A 13,996-nucleotide genomic window follows, 5' to 3' on the forward strand; every position below is an offset into this window, starting at 1 on the left:
CCCTTCGCTGTATAGGGTCGGAATGGTGATGGCGAGGAAGTCCGATGACACCCTCTCGGGAGATGTTCAGCCGGAAGACATCCGGCTGGAGGCCTCCCTGCGCCCTCGCTCCTTTGACGAGTACGTAGGCCAGGGCGCCGTCGTGGAGAAGCTCAAGGTCTACGTGGCCGCGTCCAAGAGCCGGGGGGACGCGCTGGACCACTGCCTGTTCTCCGGGCCGCCCGGCCTGGGCAAGACGTCGCTGGCGCACCTCATCGCCAACGAGCTGGGCGTGGGCATCCACGTCACCAGCGGCCCCGCCATGGAGCGCAAGGGGGACCTGGCGGGCCTGCTCACCAACCTCAACGAGCGGGACATCCTCTTCATCGACGAGATCCACCGCCTCAACGCCGCCGTGGAGGAGTACCTCTACCCGGCGATGGAGGACTTCCGGCTGGACATCACCATCGACACCGGGCCCGCCGCCCGCGCGATGAAGATCGACCTGCCGCCCTTCACGCTGGTGGGCGCCACCACGCGCACGGGCCTGCTCACGTCGCCCCTGCGCGACCGCTTCCAGATTCAAGAGCGCCTGGAGTACTACGAGCCGAAGTACCTGGAGCAGATCCTCGACCGCTCCGCGCGCATCCTCGGCGTGCCCCTGGACCGCGCCGCCAGCCGGGAGATCTCCACCCGCTCGCGCGGCACGCCCCGCATCGCCAACCGGCTCTTGCGCCGGCTGCGCGACTTCGCCCAGGTGGAGGGCAACGGCCGCATCACCTACGAGCTGGCGCACGACTCGCTGAGCCGGCTGGGCGTGGACGCCAGCGGCCTGGACGCGATGGACCGCAAGATATTGCTGACCATCGTGGAGAAGTTCGGCGGCGGCCCGGTGGGCGTGGAGACCATCGCCGCGAGCGTGGGCGAACAGCGCGACACGATTGAGGACGTCTACGAGCCCTTCCTCATGCAGGAGGGCTTCCTCATGCGCACGCCCCGGGGCCGCACCGCCACGCTGCGCACCTACCAGTACTTCAAGAAGACGCCGCCCCCCAGCTCTCCCCAGGGCACGCTCTTCTAGCCCCACGCCTTCCTTCCGCGAGCCCGCCGCCATGAGCCACGCCTCCGCGCCCTCCGTGCCCACGGTCATCCCCAGCACCCGCGACTTCTACGGCGACCTGATGCGCGCCTCGCAGGCCACGCGCGCGGGCTTCCTCGCCGAACGCGAGCGCTGGCTGCGCGGCGTCCCGGTGGAGGGCCGCGAGGAGCTGCTCTTCGAATTCGAGATGTGGCTGCGCGCCGTGGAGCGCTACCTCAACCTCCACAACGCGGTGGTGGACGCCCGCGCCCGGCCGCTCGTCACGCGCGACTTCCACGAGGAGCTGGCGGACGTGCGCGACGCCATGGAGCGCGCGGTGCGCGTCGCCCGGCACCTCCAGGACCCGGACAGCGATCCGAAGATGGTCTTCCGCAAGTACGTGGAGACCCAGCTCGCGGACGACCGCGTGCGCCGGCTGCTGATTGAAGAGGAGCTGGACCAGGAGACGCCGCCGGAGAGCCTCTTCGTCGTGCGCGAGGCGTTCGACGCGCTCAAGAACCTGCTCGACAACCTGCTCCAGCTGCCGCTCATCGGCCTGTCGCTCTTCCAGGACGTGGGCAAGCTCACGCTCCGGGAGATCGTCCTCAACCGCTACTTCCGGCCCTTCCGCCCGCTGGAGTTCCGCGTGGAGTACGACCGGCTGCGCTCCGTGCGCCTGCTGGACGTGCTGGGCACGCTGCCCGCGGACACGCGGCCCCTGTACACCACCGCGTTCCTGGGCCTGTTCCGCGTGCTGCACTACCTGACGCACGTGGACCCGGAGACGCAGCCGCCCGTGCCGCGCCGCGTGCGCGTGCTCCTGTCGCTGGTGCGCGGGGAGGCCGCCGCCGTCGCCAGCTACCTGCACACGGAGCTGTCCCCCAAGGCCGGCTCCAGGCCCCTCCAGGCCGCCACGCTCCGGGCCGCGCGCGACCTGGCGCGGGAGACGGAGCGCATCGCCCGCGAGGTGATGGTGGACCTGGACCGCGACCCCGCCGCCGCCCTGCGCGCCGCGGAGGCCTTCACCACGCTGTTCCGTCAGCAGACGGTCGCGCTCGTGGACGCGCTCGCGCCCAACGGCTCCCTGGGCGAGGAGGCCTTCGCCCACCTCACCAGCGCGCAGGACGGCGCGCTGCGCCTGCGCAAGGACCTGTGGGTCTACGCCCAGCTGTGCCGCGCCGCGGAGGGCCACCTGCGCTCCGAGGACGTGCCCGCCGCGGAGCGCGTGCTGGCCGCCCTCAGGTCGTTCCTCGACTACTTCCACGACGGCGGCTACCAGCTGCTGCGCTACGCGGACTACGACGCCTTCGATCGCTTCACCTCGCTGCTCGTCGAATTGCCCTGGCCCCCGGAGGGCCCCGGCATCCGCAGCCGTCTGGCGGAGGACCTCCGGCGGTTCTCCCAGACGCTGGAGACCACCTTCCACGCCGTGAGCCGCCGCTCGCTCCTCCAGGGCCGCGGCTTCGACCGTCCGGACGCCGAAGCCCTGCGCGACCGCTTCCTGCCGCCCGCGACGCGCTGATCCGCCACCCGGTCCTTTTTTCAGTCAAGTCCCGGACTCCCCGTGAGCCCCGCGCGTACGTTTGCTTCCGGGCACTCGCCTGCGGTAGAGACGCGCCCTTGTCGCTTGGGTGACACACACTCCGGGTTGGCGCGTGGTGCGCCGGATCGCGCCGGGGTCTGAAGGGTGATTTCCGGACATGGCTGTCACGGTGCAGGGGGATGTGTCGTGTTTCCCAAGAGGGTGGGGGAGGCCCCGGGCTGCGGTGTCCCGCGCCCGGATGGCGCCAGTGCCAGCAGTTCCAGGGGGTTGGCCCACCCCTCGCGGCCCCTTGGGGATGCGCTTGGGTCACGGGCGGGTGGCATGTTGATTGCTCCTGTGTGCAGTGCGTCAGACCCCGTTGAACGGTCGGACGGGCCCGTACCCTGTGTGCGTCAGTCCGAAGCAGTCCTCAGAGGCGACACCGACATGCTCCAGTTCACCGACTCCCAGCGCACCCTCTCCCAGCCGGCCATCTGCCGGGGCGTGGGCCTCCACTCCGGGGCGCCCGTGACGTTGACGATGAAGCCCGCGCCCGCGGGGCACGGCATCGTGTTCGTGCGCACGGACCTGCCGCGCCCGGTGAGCATCCCCGCGCTGGCGGAGTACGTGGTGGACACGTCGCTGGCCACCACCCTGGGCCGCGACGGCGTGCGCGTGGGCACGGTGGAGCACCTGATGTCGGCCCTGGCGGGCCTGGGCATCGACAACGCGCGCCTGGAGCTGGACGGACCCGAAGTCCCCATCATGGACGGCAGCGCCGCGCCCTTCACGCACGCCATCATGGAGGCGGGGGCGCACGAACTGGACGCGCCGCGCGAGTACCTGGTCATCAAGAAGAGCGTGGCGGTGTCGGACGGCGACAAGCAGGCGTCCATCACCCCCGCCCGGCGCTTCCGCATCAGCTGCACCATCGACTTCGAGCACCCGGTCATCCAGGGCCAGTCCTTCGACGTGGACGTGAACGACCGGGGCTTCTCGCGCGAAATCTCCCGCGCGCGCACCTTCGGCTTCCTGCGCGACGTGGAGAAGCTCAAGACGCTGGGCCTGGCGCGCGGCGGCTCGCTGGAGAACGCCGTCGTCGTGGACGAGGCGTCCATCCTCAACCCGGACGGCCTGCGCTTCCCGGACGAGTTCGTGCGGCACAAGATCCTGGATGCCATTGGCGACGTGTCGCTGTTCGGCCGTCCCGTCATCGGCCACATGACGGCGTTCAAGACGGGCCACGCGCTCAACCACAAGCTGGTGCGCAAGGTGTTGGCGGACCCGTCCAGCTTCGACATCGTCACGGCGCGCCGCCGGGACGTGGAGGCCCGCGAGCCGGGGCGCCCAAGCCTCGCGGGCGCGCTGGAGCTGGAGCCCCTGGTCGCCTGAAGGCGGGGTTGGCAATTCCTTGCCAGCCCAGGGCACCTCTATTAAGTCGGCGACTTATGTCCATGCGTCCTACTCGCCTCGCCCTGGCCGCCCTCCTCGCGGCATCCCTCACCGCCGGCTGCAACAAGGAGAAGGCGCCGGCCACCACCCAGGCGCCCGCCGCCCAGGCCCAGGCTGGCAATGCCTTGGAGCCGGCGCCGGACGCGGTGGTCGCCACCTTCGGCAACGGTCAGAAGGTCACCTTCGGTGAGCTCAACGAGCGCATCAAGGAGCCGCTGGCGAACCTGGACAAGCAGAAGTACCAGCTGCGCAAGCGCGGCCTGGAAGGGCTCGTCACGGAGCGGCTGGTGAAGGACGAGGCCACCAAGCGCAACCTCACCGAGGAGCAGCTGCTCAAGGCGGAGATCGACGACAAGATCCCCGCGCCTCCGGAAGAGAAGATCAAGGAGGTCTTCGAGGGTGCCAAGGGCCAGCTGCCCCCGGGCGCGACCTACGAGCAGATGAAGCCGCAGATCGTGGACTTCCTGTCCGGCCAGCAGAAGCAGGAGGCCGCGCAGAAGTTCTTCGAGTCCCTGCGCCAGGGCGCCAACGTGAAGTACGAGCTGCCGGAGCCCGCGCGCGCCCCCGCGGAGCGCAAGCAGGTCGCGGCCACCGGTCCCTCCAAGGGCCCGGAGGGCGCGCCGGTCACCATCGTGGAGTTCAGCGACTTCGAGTGCCCCTTCTGCAGCCGCGCCAACGCGGCGGTGGACCAGGTGACGAAGACCTACGGCGACAAGGTGCGCGTGGTGTTCCGCCAGTTCCCCCTGGAGTTCCACAAGCAGGCGCAGAAGGCCGCGGAGGCCTCGCTGTGCGCCAACGACCAGGGCAAGTTCTGGGAGATGCACGACCAGCTCTTCGCCAACCAGAAGGCGCTGGGCGTGGAAGACCTGAAGAAGCACGCCACCGAGCTGAAGCTGGACACCGCCAAGTTCAACGCCTGCCTCGACTCCGGTGAGAAGGCCGCGCAGGTGAAGGCGGACCTGGCGGACGGCTCCAAGGTGGGCGTCAACGGCACGCCGGCGTTCTTCATCAACGGCATCATGCTGTCGGGCGCGCAGCCCTTCGACGAGTTCAAGAGCATCATCGACGCGGAGCTGTCTGGCGCGAAGAAGTAGCCTGTAACCCCCGGGAGGGATGCGGTGGCGCCCAGACCCAAGGCCACGCCCCGCGTGAGCGGTGAGGCGGCTTCGCTCGAACTGGAGCGGCCGCTCGCCGCCGTCGTCTCTCCCAGCAGGCCCCTCGTGGCGCACTTCCACGCGCCCGAGGGCCTCTTGCTCCTCCCGGAGTCCCACGGCGCGTCCGGCTTCTTCGCCGGCAGCCTGGGGTCGCTCTCGGTCGAGGAGGTCTTCGCTCAAATCCTCTCCGGCATCCGCACCGGCCAGCTCATCGTGCAGCACGGCGCCGTGCGCCGCGCGGTGGCCTTCCGCGACGGGCAGGTGGTGTTCGCCACCTCCAGCGAGCAGTGGGAGCGCCTGGGCGCGGTGATGGTGCGGCTGGGCCTGCTGTCGGACGCGCAGCTGACGGCGGCGCTCGGGCAGGTGACGCCCGCGCGGCGCATCGGCCAGGTGCTCACGTCGCAGGGCACCGTCTCCGAGGCCAGCCTCTACAGCGCGATGACCTTCGTCGTGCGCGAGGTGGTGCTCAACCTCTTCGAGATGCAGGAGGGCAGCTTCCTCTTCCTGGAGGCCCGGACCCCGGCGGTGGACGCGGTGAAGCTGCCGGAGCGCACGCGGGACCTGGTGCTCACCGGCATCAAGCGCGCGGAGGAGACGGGGCGCCTGCGCCGCCGCTTCCCGGACGACATGCGCGTGCTGCCGGGGCCCCAGGGCGCGCTGCCCGGCGAGGAGGCCCTGTTCGCCCGGCTGGGCGGTGGCACGACGCTGGGCGCGCTGCGCGCCGTGTACGCGGGCAGCCAGTACGCCTTCTACAGCGGCGTGGAGGAGTCGGTGCGCGGCGGGCACCTGGCCGTCCAGGCCGCGGAGCCCGCGCCGGCCCCGGGGCCCGCGGTGGAGGGCATGGCCTGGGAGCTGTTGTCCGCGGAGGAGCGCTACAACCTCCTGCTGTCGCTGGTGCACCGCGCGCTGCGCGAGGCGGGCCGCGACGTGGACCTCTTGCGCGGCTTCGTGGAGGCGCCGCCGCCGGGCCTGGAGGACGCGTACCAGGGCGTCACGGTGGGGCCCGACGGGCGCGTGGACGTGGCCCGGCTGCGCGCCAACGTGTCCACCAGCGGCGGCGAGGCGGTGGGCCGGGCGATGGCGCTGGAGGCGCTGGACGCCTTCGTGTCCTACGCGCTGTTCTCCGCGCGCAACGCGCTGCCGACGGACGTGGCGGAGCGGCTGGTGAACACGTACCGCACCTTGCAGGGCGGACTGTCCTAGCGTCCTCCGGCGGACTTTCCTGAGTCGGACACCCACCCTGATGTCCCCCTGGTCAGCCCGGGGTGGGGTGCCCACGTTCGTCCCTACGGCTGGTGGCGGTAGGGGGACGAGCGACATGGGCGTGATGCGGATGTTGGGGTGGGGCGTGCTGCTGTTGAGCACGGCATGTGGCGCGTCCCGGACGGCGGTGGCGAAGGCGGAGCCCGGCACGGGCGGCTCCGGGACTGTCTCCGGGGACCCGGGCGTGGCGTCCACCACGCGACGCTACGTGGACGAGGACCTGGGCTTCGAAATCGTGCGGCCCACGGCGGAGTGGCAGCTGGACGAAACGAATGAGCGCACCCCGGAGGGGCTCGCCATTCCGGTCATCCTGCGCCACCGCGTGTCGGGGGCCCAGGTGGTGCTCCAGGTGGCTCCCGGCGTGGCCACGCCCACCCAGTTCGCCGAGCGGCTGACGCAGGGCCTGCGCCAGCAGCCGGGCTTCACCACCACGGATCCGCAGCCCATCGCGCTGTCGGACAGCGCGGTGGGGTTCGACTTCCAGGTGGGCGACGGCGTGCGCGGCAAGGTGGCCGTGCGCGAGGGCAACGGCGGCCGCGTGCTGATGATGCTCGCCACCTGGCCCACGGAGCTCTCCGAGGACGTGACGGGGAGCGTGGACGAGCTGATGGCCGGCGTCCGTCCGCTGCCCGAGCCGAGCGTGGCGGTGCGCACCCCGCCGCGCGCGCCCGAACCCGAACCCGGCGATCCGCGTTAGGCAGGGGAGCGCGCGAGGAGCCTCGCGCACTCGAACCCCTGCAACCCGGCAACAACCCACGTCGCCGGGCGCATGCGCACGAGGGGCCTCGTGCGCGCGTGCCCGGCGCTTCCGTGTGTGCGCCTAGCGGGCCGACTTCGCCTTCGCGCGCCTAGCGGCCTTCGCCGGCTCCGCCTTGGGCTCCGGCTGGGAGGCCATCTCCGTGGCCCGCCGCCGCACCAGCTCCACCAGCGTGCGTGCGCCGGAGCCGGTGGCGCCCTTGTTCAGGTAGCCGCGCTCCTTGGGGCTGTTGGACGGGCCGGCGATGTCCAGGTGCACCCACGGAATGTCACCGACGAACTCCTTGAGGAAGAGCGCCGCGTTGATGGCGCCGCCCCAGCGCTCGCCGGAGTTCTTCATGTCGGCCACGTCGGAGCGCAGCGCGTCCTTCTGCATGTCGCTGATGGGCAGGCGCCACATCTCCTCGCCCGCGGCCTTCGCGGCGTCCAGCACGCTGTTCACCGTGGCGTCGTCGTCGCCGAACGCGCCCACGATGTAGTTGCCCAGCGCCACCATGCACGCGCCCGTGAGCGTCGCCAGGTCGATGATGGCGGACGGCTCGTGCTCGCCGGCCCAGGTGAGCATGTCGCCCAGCACCAGGCGGCCCTCCGCGTCCGTGTTGGTGATCTCCACCGTCTTGCCGGAGCGCGCCGTGAGGATGTCACCGGGCTTGTACGCGGTGCCAGACGGCATGTTCTCGCACGCGCCGATGAAGGCGTGCACGGGGAAGGGCGGCTTCACCACGCCGCCGATGACCTTCATGGCGGCCAGCACCGCGGCCGAACCCGCCATGTCCGTCTTCATCTCCACCATGCCCTCGGTGGGCTTGAGCGACAGGCCGCCGGAGTCGAAGGTGATGGCCTTGCCCACGAGCGCCAGCGGGGCGCGCTTCGCGTCCTTCGCGTTCTTCGGCGTGTAGACCAGGTGGATGAGCCGGGGCTCCTGCGCGCTGCCCACGGTGACGCCCAGGAACATGCCCATGTTCAGGCGCTCTATCTCCTTGCGCCCGCCAATCTCCGCCTGGAGGCCCGCTTCCTTCGCGGCCTGCTGCGCGGCCTGCGCCAGGCGCACGGGCGTCACCACGTTGGGGGGCTCGTTGACCAGGTCGCGCGCCCAGTTGACGGCCTCCGCCACCTTCAGGCCCAAGCTGAGCGCGTCGTCCAGCGCGCGCGACTTCTGCGTGCCCGGCGGCAGCGCCAGCGCGGCGCTCTTCAGCTTGGGCGACTTGTCCTCGCGCGCCGCGGACTTGTACTTGTCGAAGCGGTAGACGCCCAGCTCCAGGCCCTCCACCACCGCGCGCACCACGTCCTCGGTGCGCTCCGTGGCGGGCACGCGGAAGCCGATGCTGGTGACCTTCAGCCGCTGCGCCGTCTTGGCCGCGCGGCCCGCGGCCAGCCGCAGCACCTCCGGCTGGAAGCGCGCGCGGTTGCCCAGGCCCAGCAGCAGGACGCGCTCATTGCCCAGCCGCCCCAGCGTGTGCAGCAGGAAGGACTGGTCCACCTTCGCCTTGAAGCCCTCCTGGGTGGCGGCGGCGCGCAGCTTGCCGTCCAGGGTCGAGTCGGCGGCGGCCAGCGGCGCAGGCACGGCGTCACCCACCAGCTCGCCCTCGAAGAGGGGGATGACGAGCAGCTCACCGCTCACCGGCGCGGCGTCACCGGAGACGAGACTGAATTGCATGGCGACTTGGACTCCTGGACTAAAAGGGAAGAGAGGGTGACCCCGAAGGGGGCGACTGTAGACGGGCGCCGTGTCGCTCGCAAAGCGCTGGTTGCCACTCCGGCATTGCATTGCCCCGGCGCGCTGGATAGCTGTGCCTTCCCAATGCCCACCTTGCTGCTCCATCTGACGGCCATCGAACGGTTGGCCTCCCACCCGGAAGGGCTCCCCGCGGACTGGGTGCGCGCGTTGTCGGAAGACCTGCCGTATGCGCGCTTTGGCGCCGCGCTGCCGGACCTGCCCCTGTGCGCGGGCGTGCGGGGCGGCCTGTCGCTGCTGCTGCCGGAGGCCGGCTGGCCTCCGCTCGCGCGGCTGTACCACGAGCGCGCGCCGGTGGGCCTGGGCCTGAAGATGGCGGAGCTCGTCGCCACCGGCGCCCTCGTGGGCACCGAGGCGGGGCTGGCCATCCTCGCGGGCTACTTCACGCACATGGCCCTGGACCGGCGCCTGCATCCGCTGGTGGACGCGCTGGTGCTGCGCCACCGCCGCAAGGGGGAGCGCGCCTGGGACGCGCGCCGGCAGGTGGAGTGGGCGCAGACGCTCTTCTTCCTGCGCGAACAGGACGGCACGGACGGTGTGGGCACGGCGCGCCTGCGCGAGAAGTTCCAGGTGGTGAAGAGCGAGGGCATCCCGCTGCGCGGCATTGGCCGGGGCATCTACGAATTGGTGCGCCTGGCCTCCCAGGAGCGCGTGGGCCAGGCCCCCACCAAGGCGGAGCTGGATGGCTGGGTGCGCGGCCTCTATGTCTCCGGCCTCCTGCTCTCCAGTCCCCTGGGGCGGGTGCGTGCCCTGCCGGCGTACACGCAGCTGTCCTTCCAGGAGCTGTACCGCAATGATCAATTCGACTTCACTGCGGAAGTGGACGCGGCGCTGGACGTGACGCGCGGGCTGCTCAAACGGCTCCACGGCTACATGGCGCGCGGCACCTACACCCCACGCACGCGCGCGCGCTTCTTCGAGGAGTTTCCGGAGGGAACCCTGGGCGCCACCGCCGCATAGTGGACGCACGACCCGGGCGTGGGTCCCACGCGATGTTCGCGTGCAGGGCATCCGGCCAATCAAGCCCGTAACCCTGAAAGACCTACCGCTATCCGAAGCGGGGAGTGCCCCCTATCCTCGATAAGGAATGACGGTATTCCTTCTCATGGCGTCGGGCGTGATGGCGGGCGGGTTGGGGGCGCTCCTGGGCATCGGTGGCGGCATCGTCCTGGTGCCGGTGCTGGTGTTGGGTTTCGGAATCCCCCTGGAGCAGGCCGTCCCCGCGAGCCTGATGTGCGTGGTGGCCAACTCCTGCGCCGCCGCCGCCAGCTACGTGGAGAACAAGCTGAGCGACCTGCGGCTGGGGCTCACGCTGGAGCTCGCCACGGTGATGGGCGCCATCGTCGGCGGGCTGGTCGCGGCCTTCGTCGCGGAGGCGATGGTGGCGGTGGTGTTCGGCCTCTTCACCCTCTTCGTGTCGTTGCAGATGCTGCTGTTGCGCACGCCGCTCCAGGAGCCGGCGACGACGGCCAACTACGTGCCCTCCAACTATCCCTTGGGCATCTCCGGCTCGTTCATCGCGGGGGGCCTGTCCGCGCTGCTGGGGGTGGGCGGCGGGCCGCTGAAGGTGCCGCTCATGAGCTACGGCATGCGCGTGCCCTTCAAGGTGGCCAGCGCCACCAGCAACCTGATGGTGGGCGTCACCGGGGCCGCGAGCGTCGCGGCCTACGCGTGGCGCGGCCACCTGAACCTGGGCCTCGTCGCGCCGCTGGTGGTGGGCGTACTGGCCGGCGCGTCGGTGGGCAGCCGCCTGATGCCGAAGGTTCCCACCGCCGTGCTGAAGAAGCTCTTCGCGGCGCTGCTGCTCCTGGTGGCCGGACAGATGTTGTGGAAGGGAGGGGAGGGGTTGTGGCCGAGCGTATGGAGATGAGTGAGGCGAATCCCGTGGCACGCGCAGTTCTCTCGTCGGTGACGGGGCCCGAGGCGGTCCCGTCACCGCGCAACACGCAGCAGTCCGCCGTGGTGGCCCTGCCAGCGCCAGGGGACCGACTGCTGGAGGATCCACTCGAGGACGCCCAGCACCCGGCGGAGTCCCTTGACCACCCGGACGCCCCACCGCGGGCCCGGCGGTGGGCGCGGCGCGCCATGGCCGGTGAGCGGTGGATTGCCCGCGTGCTGCGCACCGGGGCGGTGATGAGCGGGGGGATGTTCGTGGCGTCGCTCGCACTGGAGCTGCTGCCCCGCGACGAGTCCGTGCACGTGGCCATCGACCTGCTGCGCAAGGGCGCGGCGTCCATGCTGCTGGTGACGCCGGTGGCGCGGCTGGCCATGGCCGGGACGCTGCTGGGCCTGCGCGGCGAGTGGCGCTACACCGCCATCGCCGCCGGGGTGCTGGGCCTGCTGGCGCTCGCGGTGGGCGCGGGCTTCCACGCCTGACGCGAAGGAGCCGCGCGCGGTGTGACTACACGCCGCGCGCGGTGAAGTGCGCCAGGACGTTCTTCACCTTGGCCACGTCGTCGTGGCGCCCCTGATCCTCGTACAGCGGCAGCACGGCCTCGAACTGCTCGCGGGCCGCGGCGAAGTCCTGGAGGTAGTAGCAGGACAGCCCCAAATCCCACCGGGCGCGGGACTCGTAGACGTGGTCGTGCAGCTCCCCGTACCCCTCCACGGCGCGCAGCAGGTGGGGCCGCGCGTTGTCGTGGTGGCCCAGCAGGCCCTCGGACTCGCCCAGCAGCAGGTGCCCCAGCGCCAGCGCCTCCGGGTCCTCTCCCTGCTCCAGGAGCGGCACGGCTTCCAGGAAGCGCTTGCGCGCGGGCTCGTACTCGCCCTTGGCCATGCGCAGGTCGCCAATGTCCAGCAGCAGCCGCGCCATGCGCTCCGTGTTGCGCGTCTGGCGGAAGAGGATGAGCGCCTCCTGGTACTTCTCCTCGGCGGCGTCGGCTTCGCCCATGGCGCGCAGGGATTCGCCAATGCAGGCGCGGGTGAGGGCCTCGCCGTCGCGGTCGCGCGCCTCGTTGAAGAGCAGGGCGGCCACGGCCATGTGCTCGATGGCGCCCCGGTGGTCCTCGAAGTGGGCCTTCACCACGCCCAGGCCGAAGAGGGCCTGGGCCTGCCCCGGCTTGTTGCCCGCCGTCTTGAAGAAGCCCAGGGCCTCCTCGTAGTGCTCGCGGCTGGCCGCGTGGTCCTCCAGCATCCCGTGCAGCTCCGCCAGCGACACCAGGCCCTGTCCCACTTCGGAGGGAGAGCCGGTGATGCGCAGGCTGGCGAGCGCGTTCTGCTGCTTGTGGATGGCGTCGGTGATGTGGGCGCGTTCGGCGGTGTCGGGCGGGTGCATGTCAGTTCTCGTGAAGCTTGCGGCGCCGCAGGCCCCTGTCCAGCGAATCCTGCTTCTCGCTCCCGTCAGCGTCGTTGTCCGCGGACTCGTTCTGGCCGTTGCGCTCGGCCTTCTCCTTCTCGTGGACGAGCAGCGGGGAGAAGAAGCAGTCCTTCTTGGTGTACTCGTCGAAGGCGAAGGCGAAGCGGTAGCTGGCCGCCGCGCGCTGGTTGCAGTCCGTGCGCTCGCAGAAGCGGCAGGAGATGCCGCTGGGGATGGCGTCCTTGCGCAGGTCGTTGGTGGGCAGGCCGTACGCCAGGTACTTCGCGTTCTCCGCGTGCGTGCCCAGGCCGATGGAGTACGCGGTGCCCTTCACGATGGAGCCCTCGATGGGCTGCAGCTGCACCTTGGCGAAGCAGAAGTAGGTCGTGCCGTCCGGCATGATGGAGTACTGGCGCGTGATCTGGGACGGGTTCAGGAACGCCAGGTGCACCGCCCACTTCGCGCAGGAGCCACCGCCCGAAGCGAAGCGGATGCCGGTGCCGCTGTAGCGCTTGGAGATGTTGCCGGCGATGTCCGCGCGCAGGAAGTGGAAGGGCAGGCCCTGGCGCTTGGGGTCGGACAGGTTGCAGATGCGGTGGGCCACCGTCTCGTAGGTGGTGCCGAACACGTTGGAGAGCAGCTCCACGTCGTAGCGCGTGCGCTGCACCTCCTTGAAGAACTCGCTGTAGGGCAGCATCAGCGCGCCGGCGAAGTAGTTCGCCAGGTTCACCTTGATGAGCCGCTCCGTCTCCCCGTGCCGCATGCGCCCGGCGCCCAGGATGCGCTCCACCAGCTTCTCGCGGTCCATCACCATCAGGCCAATGGAGGCGGCGATCTGGAACTTCAGGGGCTGTTCGGTGAGGTCCGGCGACAGCGTGAGCGTCCGGGCGTCCAGGTCCAGCCTGCGCACCACGGACGAACCGCTGGTGGCGCGTTCAATCATCACCCGGTAGTCGAAGCGCTCCTCCAGCATGCGGGTGAGCTGGCTGCTGGTGATCTGCTGCTCCAGGCGGAAGTCGCGGCGCAGCCCCTCCGCCAGCTCCTCCAGCTCCGGGAAGTAGTTGCGGTGCTTCTCCAGGAAGTCGCTGACCTCGTCGAAGGGCGAGTAGTCGAAGCGCACGCCCGGCGTGTTGCCCAGGCCGTTGCCGGACGGGGAGCCCTGCGTGCGGGTGCGCTCCTCCACGTTGAGCTGCGCGAGCACGTTCTCCAACTGCGTGCGCGTGTTCTTGTAGAGGTTGAAGAGCGCCGCCACGGTGCCCGCGAGCTTCGGTTCGGCGGACAGCGACTGGAGCGACTCCGAGTCGATGTCCAGGCTCTTGAGCAGCGGCTCGTCCAGGAGCTTCGCCAGGGCCTCGTCCACGCGGCCCTCGCCCAGCGTGGACATGAACTGTTCGGGGTCCTGCTCGAAGTAGCGCAGCGCCTTCCAGAGCAGCGGGAAGGGCATCACGCGCTTGCCCTTCTCGATGAGGTTCAGGTACGCGGGCGACACGCCCAGGTCCTTGGCCGCGTCCGCCTGCTTGATGTTGCGCTGCAACCGGAGGCCTCGAAGCTTCAGGCCCACGTTCGCGTTCAGGGCGTTGTCGTTGTTCATGGCTCCAGCCACCGGCGGGCCGCGTCAAAGGACGTGTCCGGCACCGGGTCTCTGGATCCACTCTGCAAATCGATTTACCGATTTGCAATAAACGTTTCGGTGCCATGGGAGCGCTGTCCCACAGGCGACGCGCGAAGGGTTGACTGCCTCCCTCCTGGGCAGATTCCGGCG

General features: G+C 70.5%; 12 protein-coding genes. 9 read left to right on the top strand and 3 right to left on the bottom strand.

The genetic code is table 11. The features are described from left to right. The first annotated feature begins 22 nt into the window (after window positions 1-22). The 6 genes from ruvB to OV207_RS07790 all read left to right on the top strand — a co-directional run bounded on the left by ruvB (window position 23) and on the right by OV207_RS07790 (window position 7,145). Window positions 23-1,060, top strand: coding sequence for a Holliday junction branch migration DNA helicase RuvB (gene ruvB / locus OV207_RS07765; protein ID WP_193348084.1), 1,038 nt, complete (start codon window positions 23-25; stop codon window positions 1,058-1,060). A gap of 31 nt (window positions 1,061-1,091) precedes the next feature. After that, window positions 1,092-2,579: a hypothetical protein gene (locus OV207_RS07770; protein WP_193348085.1), complete on the top strand. Its 1,488-nt coding sequence runs from the start codon at window positions 1,092-1,094 to the stop codon at window positions 2,577-2,579. 447 nt (window positions 2,580-3,026) lie between these two features. Beyond that, window positions 3,027-3,971, top strand: a complete 945-nt coding sequence (gene lpxC, locus OV207_RS07775; protein WP_267553877.1) for a UDP-3-O-acyl-N-acetylglucosamine deacetylase — start codon at window positions 3,027-3,029, stop codon at window positions 3,969-3,971. A gap of 56 nt (window positions 3,972-4,027) precedes the next feature. After that, complete coding sequence (locus tag OV207_RS07780) at window positions 4,028-5,125, top strand: thioredoxin domain-containing protein (protein ID WP_193348087.1); 1,098 nt, start codon at window positions 4,028-4,030, stop codon at window positions 5,123-5,125. 24 nt (window positions 5,126-5,149) lie between these two features. Next, a complete protein-coding gene (locus OV207_RS07785) occupies window positions 5,150-6,388 on the top strand; it encodes a DUF4388 domain-containing protein (protein WP_267553879.1) in 1,239 nt (412 codons plus the stop codon). Between the two features lie 115 nt (window positions 6,389-6,503). Further along, window positions 6,504-7,145, top strand: a complete 642-nt coding sequence (locus tag OV207_RS07790; RefSeq protein WP_267553880.1) for a hypothetical protein — start codon at window positions 6,504-6,506, stop codon at window positions 7,143-7,145. A gap of 123 nt (window positions 7,146-7,268) precedes the next feature. Here the strand turns inward: OV207_RS07790 and OV207_RS07795 are convergent, their stop codons facing one another. After that, entirely contained in the window at window positions 7,269-8,861 is a 1,593-nt protein-coding gene (locus tag OV207_RS07795; RefSeq protein ID WP_267553881.1) for a leucyl aminopeptidase, read from the bottom strand. A gap of 144 nt (window positions 8,862-9,005) precedes the next feature. Here OV207_RS07795 and OV207_RS07800 point away from each other — a divergent pair, with 144 nt between their 5' ends. From OV207_RS07800 to OV207_RS07810, 3 genes are all read left to right on the top strand, one after another. After that, window positions 9,006-9,899, top strand: coding sequence for a hypothetical protein (locus OV207_RS07800; protein WP_193348091.1), 894 nt, complete (start codon window positions 9,006-9,008; stop codon window positions 9,897-9,899). A gap of 127 nt (window positions 9,900-10,026) precedes the next feature. Then, a complete protein-coding gene (locus OV207_RS07805; protein WP_193348092.1) occupies window positions 10,027-10,809 on the top strand; it encodes a sulfite exporter TauE/SafE family protein in 783 nt (260 codons plus the stop codon). Window positions 10,810-10,928: 119 nt separating this feature from the next. Next, window positions 10,929-11,315, top strand: coding sequence for a hypothetical protein (locus OV207_RS07810; RefSeq protein ID WP_420715193.1), 387 nt, complete (start codon window positions 10,929-10,931; stop codon window positions 11,313-11,315). A 25-nt stretch (window positions 11,316-11,340) separates the two neighbouring features. On the opposite strand, the gene OV207_RS07815 is transcribed toward OV207_RS07810, so the two are convergent. Next, window positions 11,341-12,213 (bottom strand): tetratricopeptide repeat protein, encoded by an 873-nt coding sequence (locus OV207_RS07815; RefSeq protein WP_193348093.1) that lies wholly within the window; start codon window positions 12,211-12,213, stop codon window positions 11,341-11,343. A gap of 1 nt (window position 12,214) precedes the next feature. After that, a complete protein-coding gene (locus OV207_RS07820) occupies window positions 12,215-13,825 on the bottom strand; it encodes a helix-turn-helix domain-containing protein (protein ID WP_267553885.1) in 1,611 nt (536 codons plus the stop codon). Window positions 13,826-13,996: the final 171 nt, after the last annotated feature.

Source organism: Corallococcus sp. BB11-1, from assembly GCF_026626625.1.
Lineage (GTDB): Bacteria > Myxococcota > Myxococcia > Myxococcales > Myxococcaceae > Corallococcus > Corallococcus soli.

Bases quoted from the DNA above. Each gene is read 5' to 3' on its own strand.
- OV207_RS07820 (WP_267553885.1), bottom strand. From the start codon at position 13,825: ATGAACAACGACAACGCCCTGAACGCGAACGTGGGCCTGAAGCTTCGA.
- ruvB (WP_193348084.1), top strand. From the start codon at position 23: ATGGTGATGGCGAGGAAGTCCGATGACACCCTCTCGGGAGATGTTCAG.
- OV207_RS07780 (WP_193348087.1), top strand. From the start codon at position 4,028: ATGTCCATGCGTCCTACTCGCCTCGCCCTGGCCGCCCTCCTCGCGGCA.
- OV207_RS07805 (WP_193348092.1), top strand. From the start codon at position 10,027: ATGACGGTATTCCTTCTCATGGCGTCGGGCGTGATGGCGGGCGGGTTG.
- OV207_RS07795 (WP_267553881.1), bottom strand. From the start codon at position 8,861: ATGCAATTCAGTCTCGTCTCCGGTGACGCCGCGCCGGTGAGCGGTGAG.
- OV207_RS07790 (WP_267553880.1), top strand. From the start codon at position 6,504: ATGGGCGTGATGCGGATGTTGGGGTGGGGCGTGCTGCTGTTGAGCACG.
- OV207_RS07770 (WP_193348085.1), top strand. From the start codon at position 1,092: ATGAGCCACGCCTCCGCGCCCTCCGTGCCCACGGTCATCCCCAGCACC.
- lpxC (WP_267553877.1), top strand. From the start codon at position 3,027: ATGCTCCAGTTCACCGACTCCCAGCGCACCCTCTCCCAGCCGGCCATC.
- OV207_RS07800 (WP_193348091.1), top strand. From the start codon at position 9,006: ATGCCCACCTTGCTGCTCCATCTGACGGCCATCGAACGGTTGGCCTCC.
- OV207_RS07815 (WP_193348093.1), bottom strand. From the start codon at position 12,213: ATGCACCCGCCCGACACCGCCGAACGCGCCCACATCACCGACGCCATC.